The sequence below is a fragment of the Pseudomonas sp. App30 genome, from assembly GCF_047947025.1.
Classification (GTDB): domain Bacteria; phylum Pseudomonadota; class Gammaproteobacteria; order Pseudomonadales; family Pseudomonadaceae; genus Aquipseudomonas.
In genome coordinates, this window is sequence record NZ_CP133165.1 from 2117297 (window position 1) to 2135067 (window position 17771).

Sequence of the window (17771 nt, forward strand, 5' to 3'; positions counted from 1 at the left end):
CGCCGCAACTTCGCCTGAAACACCGAGGCGTATGCGACGCCGCCTTCGGCAGCTGCTACGGGGGAGCGGGCACAAAAAAACCCGGGCTTTGGGCCCGGGCTTTGTAGTGCTGCCGACAACTATCAAGTCATCTGGATAGTGGTCTGCATGATGGTGCTTTCGGTGGAGATGGTCTTGGCGTTGGCCTGGTAGTTGGACTGCGCCTTGATCAGGTTCACCAGCTCAGCGGTCAGGTCGACGTTGGAGTCTTCCAGCGACGAGGCGCTCAGCGAACCCATGGTGCCGCTGCTAGGGGTGCCGATCACCGGCACGCCCGAGGCGTAGGTTTCACGCCAGTCGGTGCCACCAGCCGGGCTCAGGCCCTGCACGTTGGCGAAGTTGGCCAGGGCCACCTGGCCGATGACGTTGGTCTTGCCGTTGGTGAAGGTAGCGGTCAGCTGGCCGGTGTCGCTCACCGACAGGGCCGACAGTTCGCCGGTGGCGTAGCCGTCCTGGTCCTTGGCAGTCGTGGCCGAGGTGGCGTTGTACTGGGTCAGGTTGGACATGTCCAGGGTGATATTCGCGGTAGCGGAAGCACCGTTGGAGGCGTAGGTACCGTCGCTCTGCTCGGCAGCAGGCACCCAGCCGGCGAGGCTGAAGGTACCGTCGTCGTTCACGGTCAGGCCACCGGTCACGGCGCCGGCGGTGTAGCTGTACGAACCGTCGGAGTTGAACGTGACCGGGTTGGCCAGCGGCGTGGTGGACGTCGGGTCGGTCGGGTTGACGCCGTCGATGGTGGTGTACATGGTCCAGCTGTTCGACGTGTCATCCTTCACGAAGTACTGGTTCAGCTGGTGGGCGTTGCCCTGGCTGTCATAGACGTCGGTGTTGAAGGTGTAGTTGTAGCTGCTGGTGTTCGAGGCAGTGAACGGGCTGACGGTCGGGGCGGTCGCACTGGAGTTCAGGTTGACGGTTTCCGAGATGCTGCTGGTCGCCTTGGGCGCCAGGTTGGACGTGTCGATGGCCAGGTTCGACAGCACGCCCGAGGTCAGCTTGCCGGTGGAGTCAGTGGTGTAGCCCTGCAGGTTGTTGCCGCTGGCATCGACGATGTTGCCGGACTTGTCGCTGTAGAAGGCACCGGCACGGGTGTACAGCTTCGAGCCGTTGTCGCTGAGCACGAAGAAACCGTTGCCGTTGATGGCCATGTCCAGGCTGTTGCCGGTGGACTCGATGTTGCCCTGGGTGAACTGCTGCGACACGGCGGCAGTGGTCACGCCGCTACCGACGGTGGTCTTGCCCGAGGTGCCACGGATGGACTGGGCATACTGGTCGGCGAATTCGGTGCGCGACGATTTGAAACCGGTGGTGGCGACGTTGGCAATGTTGTTGCCGGTGACGTCCAGGGCTTTGTTGGCTGCTGCCAGGCCACTGAGGCCGACGTTGAAAGACATGTTTTCACTCCTGCGCCGTAGCCGGCATTAAATTCCGATGGTTTGGACAGCAGACAGGGCAACACTGGAGCCCGTTGCCAGGTTCAGCGTCATTTCACCGCCGCTGGTGGTGGCCATGGTCACGCTGTTGACCGTGGTCGGCAGGTTGGTGGTCATGACTGTCGAGGTACCGTCGATGGTGGCAACCGCCTTGAAGGTGTAGTTGCCGGAGGCCGCGGTGTTGCCGTCGCCATCCTTGCCATCCCAGGTGAAGCTGTAGGTGCCGGCCGACTGGGTGCCCTCGTCGAGGGTACGCACCAGGGTGCCGTCACTGTTGTAGACGCCAATGGTGTTGCTGGTGCTGGAACCGGTCAGGTTCACCGAGCCGGTCAGGCCCTTGCTGGTGTCGACGTCGGCGGTGGTGCCGGTGACGATGACCGAGTGGCCGACCAGCGAGGACGCCTGCAGGGCCTGGGACGACTGGTACGAGGTGAGGATGGTGCTCACCGAGTCGTTGAGGCTCTGCATGCTTTCCAGGCTGCTGAACTGGGCCAGCTGCGAAACGAATTCGCTGTTGTCCTGTGGGTCCAGGGGGTTCTGGTTCTGCATCTGGGTAACCAGCAGTTGCAGGAACGCGTCCTTGCCCAGCGCACTGCCCGCGGTACCGGTGGAGCTGTCGGTGGTACTGGTGGTTTTCTGCAGTGACGTCAGGACGGACGAAGCCGAGGTGCTGTCAGTTGTTGTGGTCATGTTCTTGCGCCCCTATCACTGACCCAGGGTCAGGACTTTCTGCATCATGGTTTTCGCGGTATTCATGATGTCCGCGTTGGTCTGGAACGAACGGCTGGCGGAGATCATGTCGGCCATCTCCTCCACCACGTTGACGTTCGGGTAGTACACGTAGCCGTCTTTGTTGGCCGCCGGGTTCTTGGGCTCGTAGCGAGCTTCCAGGTTGCTCTGGTCCTCGACCACGCCCGACACCTGCACACCGCTGCCGGCGGCGTCCTGGTCCTGGAACAGCGAGCCGCTGTCGCCGGTGGATTGGGTCTGGTCGAACACGGTGGCGAACACCGGGTGGCGCGCGCGGTAGGTCTGGTCGATGCTCGACGAGACGGTCTCGGCGTTGGCGATGTTACTGGCGACGGTGTTCAGGCGAGTGGTCTGGGCACTCATGCCGGTACCGGCAATGTTGAAAACGCTGGCTAGAGACATGAATCACTCCCCACGGATGGCTGACACCAGCCCTTTGAATTTGGCGTTGAGCAGGGTGAAGCTGGCCTGGAAGTTCACCGAGTTCTGCGCGTAGTTGGCTTGTTCCACCTGCGCGTCCACGGTGTTCTGGTCCAGCGAGGGCGAGCTGGGGGTGCGGTACAGCAATTGCTGGTCACCCATGCTCAGGCCTTCGGCCTCGATGTGCTTGTCGTTGGTCCGCTCCAGCTCGAACGTGCCGTTCTGGCGCTTGTCGCCTTCGGCCTGCAGCACGGCGGCAAAGTCCAGGTCACGCGCCTTGTAGTTGGGCGTGTCGGCGTTGGCCAGGTTGTTGGCCAGCACTTCGGCGCGCTGGGCGCGGAACGCCAGTGCCTGCTCGTGGATGCCCAGCGCTTTGTCGAAACTGATGCTCATGGTGGAAACCTTTAAACGGCGGACCGGATGTTGGTGACAGAGAGATAGCAAGGCCCGTGCCAAACTGCGCGAGGCCCGGTTTTGCTGGGGTTTGGGGAAAGTGGCAAGCGGCAATGCCAGAAAAGCGGCAAGCGGGTTCCGCTGGGTGCCAACAAAGCGGCAATACCCGATTGCCGCTTTGCATGGCCCGGAACACCACCCCGTAGCGGCAACTGTCTTTGTGGGAGCTGGCTTGCCAGCGAGTTTTCAGAGCCTCAACAGCTCGCTGGCAAGCCAGCTCCCACAGTATGTAGCAGCTGCCGAAGGCTGCGTCCCCACCCCAAACGCCAAAAACAACAAAGGCCCCGAAGGGCCTTTGCGTTATTTCGCCTGGTAGATGATGCCCGGGCTGCACTGGACCATCTGGTAATGGTCCGGCAGGCCGTTCAGCGCCTCGGACGCGCCAAGGAACAGGTAGCCACCGGGCTTGAGGGTGCCATGGATGCGCATCAGGATGTCTTTCTTCACCTGGGCGGAGAAGTAGATCAGCACGTTGCGGCAGAACACCACGTCGAACTTGCCCAGCGCCGCGTAGCTGTCCAGCAGGTTGAACGAGCGGAACTCCACGCGGCTGCGAATCGGCGCCTTCACCGCCCAACGGCCAGGGCCCTTGGTGTCGAAGTAGCGCTGCAGGCGGTCCGCCGACAGGCCGCGGCCGATGGCCAGGCTGTCGTACTCGCCGCTCTTGCAGTTGGTGAGCATGGAACCGGACAGGTCGGTGGCGACGATCTGCGCACCGGCCTTGAGCTGGCCCAGGTTGGTACGCTCGAACTCGTCGATGGTCATGGACAGCGAATAGGGCTCCTGGCCCGACGAGCAGGCCGCCGACCAGATGCGCAGGCGCTGGCCCGGCGCGTTCTTGACGAACTCGGGGATGACCTTGTTCTTCATCACCTCGAAGGGGTAGGTATCGCGAAACCACAGGGTTTCGTTGGTGGTCATGGCGTCCACCACCTGCTCGCGCAGGCCACTGCGCGGCTGGGTCTGGATGCGCTGCACCAACTCGCCCAGGGACTTGATGCCCTGCTGTTCCATCAGCTTGTTGAGACGGCTGGAAACAAGATATTGCTTATTCTCGCCCAACAGAATGCCACAGGCTTTTTCCAGGAAGACCCGGAACTGTTCGAAATCCAAATTACCCGTAGACAATGGTGCCGCCTCTCAAATCGTCGTTCGTGCCTGGGGCATTATGCCCCGGGCGTTAGCCTGCTGCCTTGATCCGGTCAACCACGCGCTGGGCCAGGTCATCCGGCCGGAACTTGGCTAGGAAGTCGTCTGCCCCCACCTTCTTCACCATCGCCTGGTTGAACACCCCCGACAGGGAAGTATGCAGGGTGATGTGCAGGTTCTTCATGCGTGGGTCGCTGCGGATCTCCGCAGTCAAGGTATAGCCGTCCATCTCGGGCATTTCGATGTCGGAGATCATCATGAGGAATTCTTCCTCGGGATGCTTGCCTTCATCCACCAGCTTACGCAGGTAATCCAGCGCCTGCCGCCCGTCGTTCAATGCCACCACTTCCACGCCCACGGTCTGCAGGCAACGGGTCACCTGCTTGCGCGCCACCGACGAGTCATCCACGGTCAACACCCGCAGCGACACCGCCTTGTGCTGGGTTTCCTCATCCACCACGCCGACGGAAATCGATTCGGAGGTGGGCGCCACTTCCGCTAGGATTTTCTCCACATCGATGATTTCGACGAGCTTGTTGTCCACCCGAGTCACGGCCGTGAGGTAATGATCACGACCCGTGCCCTTGGGTGGCGGATGAATCTCTTCCCAGTTCATGTTGACGATGCGCTCTACCGAGTGCACCAGGAAGCCCTGGATCTTGGTGTTGTACTCCGTGATGATCACGAAGGTGTTCTTGATGTCCTGCAGACCGGGCGCACCGGTTGCCATTGCCAGATCGAGGATCGGGATGGTCGCCCCACGAATATTCGCCACACCGCGCACTACCGGGCTGGACTTGGGCATCACGGTCAGGTTCGGGCATTGCAGCACCTCCCGCACCTTGAACACGTTGATGCCATACAGCTGCGAACCGTTGAGCCGGAACAACAACAGTTCCAGGCGGTTCTGCCCTACCAGTTGAGTGCGCTGGTTCACCGAATCCATTACACCAGCCATGCCCGTGACTCCTTAAACCTTCGCGTGGATCGTACCTGAACATTGAGTCGGCACGACCCTTGCTTTTTGTAATGTATGAACGCAAAAACGACATTTTCCCGACGCATGGCACAGAGACTACTCTGCGGATTCGCCGTGTTGTGCATTTTTGGATTCGGCGGTGCCTCCCAGGCCGAAGAGTTCACAACTCCTGAGCAGCTTATCGGTACCACCCAGGGTTTTCTTGAGTTCACCGTAGAAGATTATCTGGCAACCAGCCAGACCGAAGGTCGCTACGAGATACAGGTCAACCCGCTTGACCCGCGCCTGCGCATGGGGCTATGCGACAAGGAATTGACAGCGGCGCTGCAAAGCCCTGCCACACCTATAGGCCGCGTGTCGGTGCGCGTGCGCTGTGACGGCAGCTCGCCCTGGACGGTGTTCGTGCCCGCCCAGGTGAAGCTGTTCCGCGACGTGGTGATCACCACCCGCCCGCTCAAGCGCGACAGCGTCATCGAGGACGGCGACGTGGCCATGCGCGAACGCGACGTCGGGCTGCTGCCCCAGGGCTACCTGACGGCACTGGATCAGGCAGTGGGCCAGAAGCTTCTCCGACCAACGGTAAACGACCAGGTATTGAGCCCGGCCCACGTGGAAGCGCCTGACACCATCAAGAAAGGCGACAACGTGGTGATCACCGCCACCACCGGCACCTTGGCGGTGAAAATGCCCGGTGAGGCCCTGTCAAAAGGAGCCATGAGCGAGCAGATCCGGGTGCGCAACCTGAACTCCAACCGCGTGATCAAGGCCCGCGTCACCGGCCCAGGCCAGGTGGAAGTGGCTATGTAAACGCTGGCGGTTCGCGGCGTATTTTCCTAGACTGGGAGCATCGCAGCCCCCAGTTCTGGCGCATCGGCGCTTTGTATCAAAGTGCCTAAAGTTATTCGGGGTTTGGCCGAAAACAAGGCAAGCGTCCAAATACCCAGAGGTTTTTCATTATGGTTATCGACTTCAGTCGTTTGAACAGTTCCTCGCAGGTGTCGACCTCGACACGTACGAGCGGCACCAAGGACACCGCCACCGATACATCGGTGAGCACCGACACGTCCGCGGCCACCACTGCGTCCACTGGCAGCGCCAGCGGCGGGGAATCCGTACACCTGAGTTCCGAGGCTCAGCAGTTGCAGAAAGTCACTGACAAGCTGCGCGACCAGCCGACTGTCGACAGTGCCCGCGTGGCGCAGTTGAAAGCCGCTGTTGCCGATGGCAGCTATAAAGTGGATAGCAGCCGCGTAGCCAGCAAACTGCTAAATTTCGAAGCCCAGCGCTAGGGCCCCCGCCCTGCGCCGAGGCTTCTGGACGCTTGAATACCAGAGCCAGCCATGCACGACAGAAACCTACTGCTGTTGATTGAAGAAGATATTGCTCCGGCGCAGCAACTGCTCGCCCTGCTCCAGCAAGAGTCGCTGGCCCTGCACGGCCGCGACATGCCGCTGCTGGAAAATATCCTGGCGCAAAAACAGTCGTTGATCGTTCTGCTCGAACAGCATGGCCGTAAACGCACCGAGATACTGCTCAATCTCAAGTTGACCGCTGACCGTAATGGCCTGGAAATCCTGGCCCAACACACGCACCTTGGAGCCGACCTCCTGGCTCGGGGCGATCTGCTCACGGGGCTGCTGGCCGACTGCCAGGCAGTGAATGAGCAGAACGGCAAGCTGATTCGCCTGCAACAACTCACCACCGCCAACCAGATGCGCATTCTCATGGGCGGTGAAACCCCCTCGCTTTATGATGCCCGAGGCTCCACGTCAAAACTGGCCAAGCCTCGTCCGCTTAGTCAGGCTTGACCTTCCTTACCAAGGCGTGGAACATGCTGCCATAAAGCCAGCACCTGCGTGTGTCGTTTTTTGCCTGGAGATTGATAAACCGTGTTCAATGCCACAAACGCGGAAGACGCTCCGCAGCCCCCCAAGGTGCTGACAACGCCCCTGGAAATCGCCGCCAACCTGCGTGCGCTGCTGCAGAGCCATGATCCTTTGATCATCACCTTTCATGAGCGCAGCCAGCGCTTCCAGACCTACCTGGTCGAACTGGACAAGGACAGCAATGTCCTGGCGTTCGACGAGATGATCCCGCGCGACGGCGAGAAATTCCTCGCCGCCGGCGAGCCTTTCAAGGTGGAAGGCTTCCATGATGGCGTGCGCATCGCCTGGGACGTCAACGACGTCCTGACCATCGACGAGAACGACGGCGGCCGCGTGTACCACGGTCCGCTGCCGACCGAGGTGGTCTACCACCAGCGCCGCAATGCCTTCCGTGCCGCGCTCAAGCTGGCCCACCTGGTGGACGTCGAGATTGCCGGCGAGAAGCTCAAGGGCGAGTTCGTCGGCAAGTTGCTGGACATCTCCGCCACCGGCTGCAAGCTGCGTTTTGAAGGCGACATCTCCGAGCGCCTGCAGCTGGGCCAGGTGTATGACCGCTTCGTGGCCAACCTGCCGTTCGGCAAGATGACCGCTCCGGTCGAGCTGCGCCACCTGCACTTCGAGGAGCGCATCAACACCACGTTCGCCGGCATGCGCTTCCATAACATGACCGGGCTGGTGCAGCGCCAGGTAGAGCGCTTCGTGTTCGACCTGCAGCGCGAGGCGCGGCGGTTCGACAAGGACGATTACTGAGTTGATCGCCCCATGAAAAAAGGCCCGGTATTGAATACCGGGCCTTTTTTGTTGCGCCGCCTTATTGCTCTTCTTCGCTCAGGCTGCGGCCTACCACCTTCTTGCCGTCACCCATCTCCGCGGCCTCGTCCAGCTCATCGGCCATAGGCTCGACCTGGACGTCCACCGGCGCTTCGGGCGTGTGCTCGTTGCTGACGTGCATCTGGTCGTGCACCGACTGCTCGTCCACCCGTGGGTCCAGGGCGGCCACCAGCGGCGAACTGGTCATGCTGTCCGGCATGGCCACGTGATGCAGCGGCGCGTCGTCCACCTGGTGCAGGTTGGTGACGGCCTTGGGCCGGATACGCCACACCAGCACGAAGGCAAAGAAGCTGAAGAACGCATAGAGCATGTGGCTGCCGAACGACTTCATCAGCACGCCGGCCGCCAACGGCCCGACACTGGCGCCCACGCCGTAGGTCACCAGCAGCATGGCCGTCAGCGAGACACGGCGGTCAGGCTCGACGTGGTCGTTGGAGAAGGCGTTGGCCAGCGGGTACAGGCAGAACTGCAGCAGCGACACCAGGAAGCCGACGCCGAACAGCACTTCCAGGGGCACGCTGGGCATTATGGCCAGCGGCAACGCGGCAATGGCCAGGCAGAAGGCGAAGGTGCGGATCAGCACGGCGCGGTCGTAGCGGTCGGACAGCCAGCCCAGCGGCCACTGCACCAACAGCCCGGCAAAGATGCAACAGCCCATGAACAGGCCGACCTGCTCGGTGCTCAGGCCCTGCTGGGAGGCGTACAGCGGCGCCAGGCCGTAGAACGAACCCACGATCAACCCTGAGCCCAGTACGGTGCTCAGGGACTGCGGTACGCGCTTGAGGAAGAAGCGTGGCTCCATGGGCGCCGGCTTCAGCGGCGCCGGGTGGATGCGCTGGGTCATGGCCACCGGCACCAGGCACAGGGCGAAGCACAGGGCCACCAGCATCAGCAGCTCAGGGCCCAGCTGCGGGTGCACCACCAGGATCAGTTGCCCCAGCACCAGGCCCAGGTAGGAGGCGATCATGTAGCCACTGAACACCGCGCCACGCTGCTTGGCGTCGGCCTGCTCGTTGAGCCAGCTCTCGATGACCATGTACTGGCACATCATGCCCAGGCCCACGATCATCCGCAGGAACAGCCAGGCCGGCAGGTAGTCCACCAGGCCGTGGCCCAGCACCGCCGCACAGACAATGCCGGCACAGGTGGCATAGGCACGGATGTGCCCTACCCTCCCGATCAGCCGGTGGCCGATCTTGCCACCCAGCACCAGGCCGAAATAGTTGGCGGCCATCAAGGCCCCCACCCATAGGCCATCCACATGCTCGGCAGCCAGGCGCAGGGCCAGGTAGGTGCTTAGCAGGCCCGAGCCGATCAACATCATCAACGCGGCGAAATACAACGCTCGAAAAGGTTTCCAGATCTGGCGCATCGGCGTTCCGAGCGGCTCCTTGAGGTCGGGTGGCAAATTACGCTACAGGGTAGGTTGCCTGACGCGGATTTGCATGCGATTTCGAACCTCGCCACCACAATGTCCGTAGCAGCGGCCGCAGGCCGCGTCCTAGGTTTCCAGGGTGCCCGGTCGTTACGCGGGGGCTTTGGACGCGGCCTGTGGCCGCTGCTACGTGCGGTGTACCTGACATGGCGCCCACGCGCCCCCGTAGCAGCGGCCGCAGGCCGCGTCCAAGGACTTTTTGCGCACGCCACAAAGACAAAACCCCCACCTGCCTTCGCAGATGGGGGTTTCGGAATTTAATCTTGACGATGACCTACTCTCACATGGGGAAACCCCACACTACCATCGGCGATGCATCGTTTCACTGCTGAGTTCGGGATGGGATCAGGTGGTTCCAATGCTCTATGGTCGTCAAGAAATTCTGTAGCCAGGATGCCCTTTGGGAGGCACTCCAGCGAATCGGGTATGTGATGGTATTTGTGAAATGCAAACTTTCGGTTCGTATCATCTTCACAACACCGCAATCTGGTCTGTTCGACGCAAATTGCTTGGGTGTTATATGGTCAAGCCTCACGGGCAATTAGTATTGGTTAGCTCAACGCCTCACAGCGCTTACACACCCAACCTATCAACGTCGTAGTCTTCGACGGCCCTTCAGGGAACTCAAGGTTCCAGTGAGATCTCATCTTGAGGCAAGTTTCCCGCTTAGATGCTTTCAGCGGTTATCTTTTCCGAACATAGCTACCCGGCAATGCCACTGGCGTGACAACCGGAACACCAGAGGTTCGTCCACTCCGGTCCTCTCGTACTAGGAGCAGCCCCTCTCAAATCTCAAACGTCCACGGCAGATAGGGACCGAACTGTCTCACGACGTTCTAAACCCAGCTCGCGTACCACTTTAAATGGCGAACAGCCATACCCTTGGGACCGGCTTCAGCCCCAGGATGTGATGAGCCGACATCGAGGTGCCAAACACCGCCGTCGATATGAACTCTTGGGCGGTATCAGCCTGTTATCCCCGGAGTACCTTTTATCCGTTGAGCGATGGCCCTTCCATACAGAACCACCGGATCACTAAGACCTACTTTCGTACCTGCTCGACGTGTCTGTCTCGCAGTCAAGCGCGCTTTTGCCTTTATACTCTACGACCGATTTCCGACCGGTCTGAGCGCACCTTCGTACTCCTCCGTTACTCTTTAGGAGGAGACCGCCCCAGTCAAACTACCCACCATACACTGTCCTCGATCCGGATAACGGACCTGAGTTAGAACCTCAAAGTTGCCAGGGTGGTATTTCAAGGATGGCTCCACGCGAACTGGCGTCCACGCTTCAAAGCCTCCCACCTATCCTACACAAGCAAATTCAAAGTCCAGTGCAAAGCTATAGTAAAGGTTCACGGGGTCTTTCCGTCTAGCCGCGGATACACTGCATCTTCACAGCGATTTCAATTTCACTGAGTCTCGGGTGGAGACAGCGCCGCCATCGTTACGCCATTCGTGCAGGTCGGAACTTACCCGACAAGGAATTTCGCTACCTTAGGACCGTTATAGTTACGGCCGCCGTTTACCGGGGCTTCGATCAAGAGCTTCGCGTTAGCTAACCCCATCAATTAACCTTCCGGCACCGGGCAGGCGTCACACCCTATACGTCCACTTTCGTGTTTGCAGAGTGCTGTGTTTTTAATAAACAGTCGCAGCGGCCTGGTATCTTCGACCGGCATGGGCTTACGGAGCAAGTCCTTCACCCTCACCGGCGCACCTTCTCCCGAAGTTACGGTGCCATTTTGCCTAGTTCCTTCACCCGAGTTCTCTCAAGCGCCTTGGTATTCTCTACCCAACCACCTGTGTCGGTTTGGGGTACGGTTCCCGGTTATCTGAAGCTTAGAAGCTTTTCTTGGAAGCATGGCATCAACCACTTCGTCGCCTAAAGGCAACTCGTCATCAGCTCTCGGCCTTAGGATCCCGGATTTACCTAAGATCCCAGCCTACCACCTTAAACTTGGACAACCAACGCCAAGCTGGCCTAGCCTTCTCCGTCCCTCCATCGCAATAACCGGAAGTACAGGAATATTAACCTGTTTTCCATCGACTACGCTTTTCAGCCTCGCCTTAGGGACCGACTAACCCTGCGTCGATTAACGTTGCGCAGGAAACCTTGGTCTTTCGGCGTGGGTGTTTTTCACACCCATTGTCGTTACTCATGTCAGCATTCGCACTTCTGATACCTCCAGCAAGCTTCTCAACTCACCTTCACAGGCTTACAGAACGCTCCTCTACCGCATCACCCAAAGGTGATACCCGTAGCTTCGGTGCATGGTTTGAGCCCCGTTACATCTTCCGCGCAGGCCGACTCGACTAGTGAGCTATTACGCTTTCTTTAAAGGGTGGCTGCTTCTAAGCCAACCTCCTAGCTGTCTAAGCCTTCCCACATCGTTTCCCACTTAACCATGACTTTGGGACCTTAGCTGACGGTCTGGGTTGTTTCCCTTTTCACGACGGACGTTAGCACCCGCCGTGTGTCTCCCATGCTCGGCACTTGTAGGTATTCGGAGTTTGCATCGGTTTGGTAAGTCGGGATGACCCCCTAGCCGAAACAGTGCTCTACCCCCTACAGTGATACATGAGGCGCTACCTAAATAGCTTTCGAGGAGAACCAGCTATCTCCGAGCTTGATTAGCCTTTCACTCCGATCCACAGGTCATCCGCTAACTTTTCAACGGTAGTCGGTTCGGTCCTCCAGTCAGTGTTACCTAACCTTCAACCTGCCCATGGATAGATCGCCCGGTTTCGGGTCTATACCCAGCGACTAAACGCCCTATTAAGACTCGCTTTCGCTACGCCTCCCCTATTCGGTTAAGCTCGCCACTGAATATAAGTCGCTGACCCATTATACAAAAGGTACGCAGTCACAGAACAAAGTCTGCTCCCACTGCTTGTACGCATACGGTTTCAGGATCTATTTCACTCCCCTCTCCGGGGTTCTTTTCGCCTTTCCCTCACGGTACTAGTTCACTATCGGTCAGTCAGTAGTATTTAGCCTTGGAGGATGGTCCCCCCATATTCAGACAAAGTTTCTCGTGCTCCGTCCTACTCGATTTCATTGATAAGAGATTTTCGCGTACAGGGCTATCACCCACTATGGCCGCACTTTCCAGAGCGTTCCGCTAATCTCAAATCAACTTAAGGGCTGGTCCCCGTTCGCTCGCCACTACTAAGGGAATCTCGGTTGATTTCTTTTCCTCAGGGTACTTAGATGTTTCAGTTCCCCTGGTTCGCCTCTTGCACCTATGTATTCAGTACAAGATAACCATCTTATGATGGCTGGGTTCCCCCATTCAGACATCTCCGGATCACAGTCTGTTTGCCGACTCCCCGAAGCTTTTCGCAGGCTACCACGTCTTTCATCGCCTCTGACTGCCAAGGCATCCACCGTATGCGCTTCTTCACTTGACCATATAACCCCAAGCAATCTGGTTATACTGTGAAGACGACATTCGCCGAAAATTTGCATGCTTGCTCAATTAAGAGCAGTCACAAATTTTACCTTAGCCTGATCCGTTACCAGTGAAAGTAACGTTCAGTCTATCTTTCTATCACATACCCAAATTTTTAAAGAACGATTCTGATAAAGTTCAGAAATCAACATTCGATGCGAATGCTCATTTCTAAGCTTTGACACGGTAGCAAGGGGTGGTGGAGCCAAGCGGGATCGAACCGCTGACCTCCTGCGTGCAAGGCAGGCGCTCTCCCAGCTGAGCTATGGCCCCAACAAGAAACTGGTGGGTCTGGGCAGATTCGAACTGCCGACCTCACCCTTATCAGGGGTGCGCTCTAACCAACTGAGCTACAGACCCAGTTAAGAGCTGTTACCGATATCGTCTTCTTCAATGAATCAAGCAATTCGTGTGGGAGCTCATGATACAGCTGATGTCGTCGATTAAGGAGGTGATCCAGCCGCAGGTTCCCCTACGGCTACCTTGTTACGACTTCACCCCAGTCATGAATCACACCGTGGTAACCGTCCCCCCGAAGGTTAGACTAGCTACTTCTGGTGCAACCCACTCCCATGGTGTGACGGGCGGTGTGTACAAGGCCCGGGAACGTATTCACCGCGACATTCTGATTCGCGATTACTAGCGATTCCGACTTCACGCAGTCGAGTTGCAGACTGCGATCCGGACTACGATCGGTTTTGTGAGATTAGCTCCACCTCGCGGCTTGGCAACCCTCTGTACCGACCATTGTAGCACGTGTGTAGCCCAGGCCGTAAGGGCCATGATGACTTGACGTCATCCCCACCTTCCTCCGGTTTGTCACCGGCAGTCTCCTTAGAGTGCCCACCATAACGTGCTGGTAACTAAGGACAAGGGTTGCGCTCGTTACGGGACTTAACCCAACATCTCACGACACGAGCTGACGACAGCCATGCAGCACCTGTCTCAATGTTCCCGAAGGCACCAATCCATCTCTGGAAAGTTCATTGGATGTCAAGGCCTGGTAAGGTTCTTCGCGTTGCTTCGAATTAAACCACATGCTCCACCGCTTGTGCGGGCCCCCGTCAATTCATTTGAGTTTTAACCTTGCGGCCGTACTCCCCAGGCGGTCAACTTAATGCGTTAGCTGCGCCACTAAAGACTCAAGGTCCCCAACGGCTAGTTGACATCGTTTACGGCGTGGACTACCAGGGTATCTAATCCTGTTTGCTCCCCACGCTTTCGCACCTCAGTGTCAGTATCAGTCCAGGTAGTCGCCTTCGCCACTGGTGTTCCTTCCTATATCTACGCATTTCACCGCTACACAGGAAATTCCACTACCCTCTACCATACTCTAGCTTGCCAGTTTTGGATGCAGTTCCCAGGTTGAGCCCGGGGATTTCACATCCAACTTAACAAACCACCTACGCGCGCTTTACGCCCAGTAATTCCGATTAACGCTTGCACCCTCTGTATTACCGCGGCTGCTGGCACAGAGTTAGCCGGTGCTTATTCTGGCGGTAACGTCAAAACAGCAAGGTATTAGCTTACTGCCCTTCCTCCCACCTTAAAGTGCTTTACAATCCGAAGACCTTCTTCACACACGCGGCATGGCTGGATCAGGCTTTCGCCCATTGTCCAATATTCCCCACTGCTGCCTCCCGTAGGAGTCTGGACCGTGTCTCAGTTCCAGTGTGACTGATCATCCTCTCAGACCAGTTACGGATCGTCGCCTTGGTGAGCCATTACCTCACCAACTAGCTAATCCGACCTAGGCTCATCTGATAGCGCAAGGCCCGAAGGTCCCCTGCTTTCTCCCGTAGGACGTATGCGGTATTAGCGTTCCTTTCGAAACGTTGTCCCCCACTACCAGGCAGATTCCTAGGCATTACTCACCCGTCCGCCGCTGAATCGAAGAGCAAGCTCTTCTCATCCGCTCGACTTGCATGTGTTAGGCCTGCCGCCAGCGTTCAATCTGAGCCATGATCAAACTCTTCAGTTCAATACTGCAATCGGGTTTTGAGAAAACCCTATAAACTTGGCTCAGCAATCGTTGGTTACATCTTTGATTTCTCGCGGAGTAACTTATGATGCTGATAATCTTTTTGACTATCAGTCTGAGTCACAAGCACCCACACGAATTGCTTGATTCAATTGTTAAAGAGCGGTTGGTTGATTCTTTCGTCTCAACCGAGGCGCGCATTCTACGCTTTCCTCAGAGCCTGTCAAGCGTTTATTTTGAAGTTTTTCAGAGATTCTCTAACAACTTCAACCACTTGGCTCGCTTCGATATCTCGTTAGCGGGAGGCGAATTCTACAGCAACTTGCGTTGCTGTCAACTGCCTTTTTCACCGCTTTCGACGTTAAGATCGAAACCTTTCGGAGCTGCTTACTTCGGTTAACTCGTTGAGTTTCAAGGAGTTTTCCGTTTCGGTTGCGCCGGAAGTGGGGCGAATTATAGAGAGATTCGAGGGGAGGTCAAGGGTTAATTTCACACAAATGCCATATAGATTAAAAGCTTCCCCGCGGGCCACCGTATCAAGGCCACCGGGTGCATGCCGTGAGGATTTCATGCCTCATGACATCGAGCGCCGCCCGCGCGGCGCATCGCGGCCAAGGCCGGCTCCTACATCTGTTGCAACGTGCCCCGCTATAGATAGGTGTTGCGCCTGGTCGCACCAACGCAGAGCTGCAGTGAACCAACAAGGCGGACACCACGATGGCACTGGCGTTATTGGCCCGAAACAAACGGTAGGAGCCGACCTTGGTCGCGATGCGCCGCGCGGGCGGCGCTCGATCTCAGGGGCGCCAGAAGAACAACGACTGGCACCTGGTGGCCTTAATGCAACCTCAAGACATGGACCTGCCCCCCTCTTGGCCCAATCTCTCTTCTATATAGACCCCAACCCCACCATCCTCTCCCGCACGTCTGCCAGCGCCAGCAGCGCTGCGCGTGACAGCTGCCGGTGGGGCGCTACGCACAGGCACAGCACCGGGTGGCTCACATGAATGCCGGTCAACGGCACGAAGGCGATTGTCCCTTCGGCGACTTCGCTGGCCACGTCCAGCCAGGACAACATCCCTACCCCCACGCCCTGGCGAATCAGCGAGCGCATCATGCGCAGGTCGTTGCAGGCCACGCGCTGCCGCACGTCCAGGCGCAGCTGGTCGTGCAGGGTACGCACGTGCTTGTGCACCACCAGCGGTTCGGCCGGGAAGATCACCGTTTCGCCCTGGGTCTCGCTGAGCCGCAGGCTCGGCTTGCCCGCCAGCGGGTGGGACACCGGCATGGCAATGCCCATCTTTACCGGAGCGCTGGCATTGATGGCCAGCTCGCTGCTGTCGCTGGCGTCGAGCATCAGGCCAAAGTCCACTTCGGCCGAGGTGATCATCTGCGCCACTTTCTGGTTGTCCGCCACCTTCATGCCAAACGTCAGCCCCGGGTACTGCGCCATCAGCGCGGCTACCGCCGCGGCGACGATGCCCTCGCTCAAGGCGTCGATCAGGCCGATCTCCACATGGCCGCGGCGTAGCCCCTGCATTTCATCGATCTGCTCACGGGTGCGGCCGTAGTCCTTTTGCCACTGGCGGGCATTGGCCAACAGCAACTCCCCCGCCGCCGTCAGCCGCAGGCCGCTGGGCAAGCGCTCGAACAAGGGCACGCCCAACTCCTCCTCGACCTTGAGGATCTGCCGGTCGATGGCCGACGCCGACACATGCAGCACCTCCGCCGCGCGGCGGATGCTGCGGTGCCTGGCCACTTCCAGAAAGTAACGGGTGAAGCGCGAGAAGGGGAACATGTGTTGCCTTTTTTGCAACGCGACAGTGAAAAAACGATGCTGGAGTTCATCACGGCGCACTTCTAAAGTCCATCCCATAAGCGCTCTACAGCGCACCTTACAGACCGCCGAAGCCTGATGAGTGACACGCCATGAACCAAGATCGCTCCCTCCCCCTGCACTGCACCTTCATTGAAAGCGACTGGCGCATCCTTGCCGCCCACTGGTACCCCATCGCGCAATCCGCCGCCGTCGGCCGCGAGCCGGTCAAGGCCATGCTGCTGGATGAACCGCTGGTGCTGTACCGCATGGACGACGAACTGGTGGTGGCCCGCGACGTCTGCCCGCACCGCGGCGTGCCGCTGACCATGGGCAAAAGCGACGGCCAGGGCGTGGTGTGCCCCTACCACGGCCTGCGCTTCGGCAACGGCGGCCGCTGCAACAAAGTGCCCGCCAGCCCCAATGCCGCCATCCCGGCGCGCATGCAATTGCACACCTACCCCGCCGTGGAGCGCTACGGCCTGGTATGGACCTGCCTCGACCTGCAGAGCGACGGCGTCGATATCCCGCTGATGCCCCACTGGGACGACCCGCAATTCCAGCAGATCATCTGCCCCACCGTGGACATCCAGGCGTTCGCCGGCCGCCAGCTGGAAGGCTTCCTTGACGTCGCGCACTTCGGCTTCGTGCACACCGACACCTTCGGCGACCCCGACAACACCCAGATCCCGCCCTATCGCCCGGTGGAAACCGGCAGCGGCTTCGAAGTGCACTACAACAGCTCGGTGGGCAACTACCCCATCGGCGTCGACGGCAAGGCGCCGGACGACTTCAACTGGCTGCGGCACTTCCAGGTGCACCTGCCCTTCACCGCCACCCTCACCGTGCACTTCCCCAACGACGGCCGGCTGGTGATCATGAACGCCGCCTCGCCGGTGTCGTCGAAGGTCACCCGCCTGTTCGCGCCCATCGCGCGCAACTTCGACAAGGACCTGCCGGTGGAGGATTGCCACGCCTTCAACCTCAAGGTGTTCGAAGAAGACCGCCTGATCGTCGAGTCGCAAAAACCCGAGCGCCTACCCCTGGACCCGATGCTGGAAGTGCACATCCCCGCCGACATGAGCTCCATCGCCTACCGCAAGGGCCTGCGCAACCAGGGCCTGAGCCAGTTCTTCCTGTATTGAGGG

General features: G+C 58.9%; 13 protein-coding genes, 2 tRNA genes and 3 rRNA genes. 5 read left to right on the forward strand and 13 right to left on the reverse strand.

Annotated features, from left to right (window positions below; all coding sequences use genetic code 11):
• Nucleotides 1-122: 122 nt before the first annotated feature.
• The 6 genes from flgE to RAM80_RS09640 all read right to left on the reverse strand — a co-directional run bounded on the left by flgE (nt 123) and on the right by RAM80_RS09640 (nt 5199).
• Nucleotides 123-1430, reverse strand: coding sequence for a flagellar hook protein FlgE (gene flgE, locus RAM80_RS09615; protein WP_416426122.1), 1308 nt, complete (start codon nt 1428-1430; stop codon nt 123-125).
• A gap of 27 nt (nt 1431-1457) precedes the next feature.
• A complete protein-coding gene (locus RAM80_RS09620) occupies nt 1458-2159 on the reverse strand; it encodes a flagellar hook assembly protein FlgD (protein WP_416426123.1) in 702 nt (233 codons plus the stop codon).
• A gap of 15 nt (nt 2160-2174) precedes the next feature.
• A complete protein-coding gene (flgC, locus tag RAM80_RS09625; RefSeq protein ID WP_027981704.1) occupies nt 2175-2621 on the reverse strand; it encodes a flagellar basal body rod protein FlgC in 447 nt (148 codons plus the stop codon).
• Between the two features lie 3 nt (nt 2622-2624).
• Nucleotides 2625-3032 (reverse strand): flagellar basal body rod protein FlgB, encoded by a 408-nt coding sequence (flgB, locus tag RAM80_RS09630; RefSeq protein ID WP_416426124.1) that lies wholly within the window; start codon nt 3030-3032, stop codon nt 2625-2627.
• Between the two features lie 360 nt (nt 3033-3392).
• Nucleotides 3393-4220: a protein-glutamate O-methyltransferase CheR gene (cheR, locus tag RAM80_RS09635; RefSeq protein ID WP_416426125.1), complete on the reverse strand. Its 828-nt coding sequence runs from the start codon at nt 4218-4220 to the stop codon at nt 3393-3395.
• A gap of 52 nt (nt 4221-4272) precedes the next feature.
• Nucleotides 4273-5199 (reverse strand): chemotaxis protein CheV, encoded by a 927-nt coding sequence (locus RAM80_RS09640; protein WP_416426126.1) that lies wholly within the window; start codon nt 5197-5199, stop codon nt 4273-4275.
• 75 nt (nt 5200-5274) lie between these two features.
• Between RAM80_RS09640 and flgA the strand changes: the two genes are divergently transcribed.
• The 4 genes from flgA (at nt 5275) to RAM80_RS09660 (ending at nt 7856) form a co-directional block, all read left to right on the forward strand.
• On the forward strand, nt 5275-6027 hold the full coding sequence (gene flgA, locus RAM80_RS09645; protein WP_416426127.1) for a flagellar basal body P-ring formation chaperone FlgA: 753 nt from the start codon (nt 5275-5277) through the stop codon (nt 6025-6027).
• A gap of 149 nt (nt 6028-6176) precedes the next feature.
• Nucleotides 6177-6509 (forward strand): flagellar biosynthesis anti-sigma factor FlgM, encoded by a 333-nt coding sequence (flgM, locus tag RAM80_RS09650; RefSeq protein ID WP_416426128.1) that lies wholly within the window; start codon nt 6177-6179, stop codon nt 6507-6509.
• 51 nt (nt 6510-6560) lie between these two features.
• Nucleotides 6561-7028: a flagella synthesis protein FlgN gene (locus tag RAM80_RS09655; protein ID WP_416426129.1), complete on the forward strand. Its 468-nt coding sequence runs from the start codon at nt 6561-6563 to the stop codon at nt 7026-7028.
• A gap of 81 nt (nt 7029-7109) precedes the next feature.
• Nucleotides 7110-7856, forward strand: coding sequence for a flagellar brake protein (locus RAM80_RS09660; protein WP_416426130.1), 747 nt, complete (start codon nt 7110-7112; stop codon nt 7854-7856).
• Nucleotides 7857-7917: 61 nt separating this feature from the next.
• Here the strand turns inward: RAM80_RS09660 and RAM80_RS09665 are convergent, their stop codons facing one another.
• The 7 genes from RAM80_RS09665 to RAM80_RS09695 all read right to left on the reverse strand — a co-directional run bounded on the left by RAM80_RS09665 (nt 7918) and on the right by RAM80_RS09695 (nt 16605).
• Nucleotides 7918-9309, reverse strand: a complete 1392-nt coding sequence (locus RAM80_RS09665; RefSeq protein ID WP_416426131.1) for an MFS transporter — start codon at nt 9307-9309, stop codon at nt 7918-7920.
• A gap of 324 nt (nt 9310-9633) precedes the next feature.
• A 5S ribosomal RNA gene (gene rrf, locus RAM80_RS09670) occupies nt 9634-9749 on the reverse strand.
• Nucleotides 9750-9892: 143 nt separating this feature from the next.
• Nucleotides 9893-12785: ribosomal RNA gene (locus RAM80_RS09675) — 23S ribosomal RNA — on the reverse strand.
• Nucleotides 12786-13023: 238 nt separating this feature from the next.
• Nucleotides 13024-13099, reverse strand: a tRNA-Ala gene (locus tag RAM80_RS09680).
• A gap of 10 nt (nt 13100-13109) precedes the next feature.
• Nucleotides 13110-13186: transfer RNA gene (locus RAM80_RS09685), tRNA-Ile, on the reverse strand.
• An 84-nt stretch (nt 13187-13270) separates the two neighbouring features.
• Nucleotides 13271-14807: ribosomal RNA gene (locus RAM80_RS09690) — 16S ribosomal RNA — on the reverse strand.
• The 16S, 23S and 5S rRNA genes sit together here with 2 tRNA genes alongside, the layout of an rRNA operon.
• A gap of 889 nt (nt 14808-15696) precedes the next feature.
• On the reverse strand, nt 15697-16605 hold the full coding sequence (locus tag RAM80_RS09695) for a LysR family transcriptional regulator (RefSeq protein WP_416426132.1): 909 nt from the start codon (nt 16603-16605) through the stop codon (nt 15697-15699).
• A 131-nt stretch (nt 16606-16736) separates the two neighbouring features.
• Between RAM80_RS09695 and RAM80_RS09700 the strand changes: the two genes are divergently transcribed.
• Complete coding sequence (locus RAM80_RS09700; protein ID WP_416426133.1) at nt 16737-17768, forward strand: Rieske 2Fe-2S domain-containing protein; 1032 nt, start codon at nt 16737-16739, stop codon at nt 17766-17768.
• The last annotated feature ends 3 nt before the right edge of the window (nt 17769-17771 follow it).

What these genes read in the sequence shown, in the direction of transcription:
- flgM (WP_416426128.1), top strand. Translation starts at nt 6,177, where the DNA reads ATGGTTATCGACTTCAGTCGTTTGAACAGTTCCTCGCAGGTGTCGACC.
- RAM80_RS09620 (WP_416426123.1), bottom strand. Translation starts at nt 2,159, where the DNA reads ATGACCACAACAACTGACAGCACCTCGGCTTCGTCCGTCCTGACGTCA.
- RAM80_RS09640 (WP_416426126.1), bottom strand. Translation starts at nt 5,199, where the DNA reads ATGGCTGGTGTAATGGATTCGGTGAACCAGCGCACTCAACTGGTAGGG.
- flgE (WP_416426122.1), bottom strand. Translation starts at nt 1,430, where the DNA reads ATGTCTTTCAACGTCGGCCTCAGTGGCCTGGCAGCAGCCAACAAAGCC.
- RAM80_RS09700 (WP_416426133.1), top strand. Translation starts at nt 16,737, where the DNA reads ATGAACCAAGATCGCTCCCTCCCCCTGCACTGCACCTTCATTGAAAGC.
- RAM80_RS09695 (WP_416426132.1), bottom strand. Translation starts at nt 16,605, where the DNA reads ATGTTCCCCTTCTCGCGCTTCACCCGTTACTTTCTGGAAGTGGCCAGG.
- RAM80_RS09665 (WP_416426131.1), bottom strand. Translation starts at nt 9,309, where the DNA reads ATGCGCCAGATCTGGAAACCTTTTCGAGCGTTGTATTTCGCCGCGTTG.
- flgA (WP_416426127.1), top strand. Translation starts at nt 5,275, where the DNA reads ATGAACGCAAAAACGACATTTTCCCGACGCATGGCACAGAGACTACTC.
- flgC (WP_027981704.1), bottom strand. Translation starts at nt 2,621, where the DNA reads ATGTCTCTAGCCAGCGTTTTCAACATTGCCGGTACCGGCATGAGTGCC.
- RAM80_RS09655 (WP_416426129.1), top strand. Translation starts at nt 6,561, where the DNA reads ATGCACGACAGAAACCTACTGCTGTTGATTGAAGAAGATATTGCTCCG.
- flgB (WP_416426124.1), bottom strand. Translation starts at nt 3,032, where the DNA reads ATGAGCATCAGTTTCGACAAAGCGCTGGGCATCCACGAGCAGGCACTG.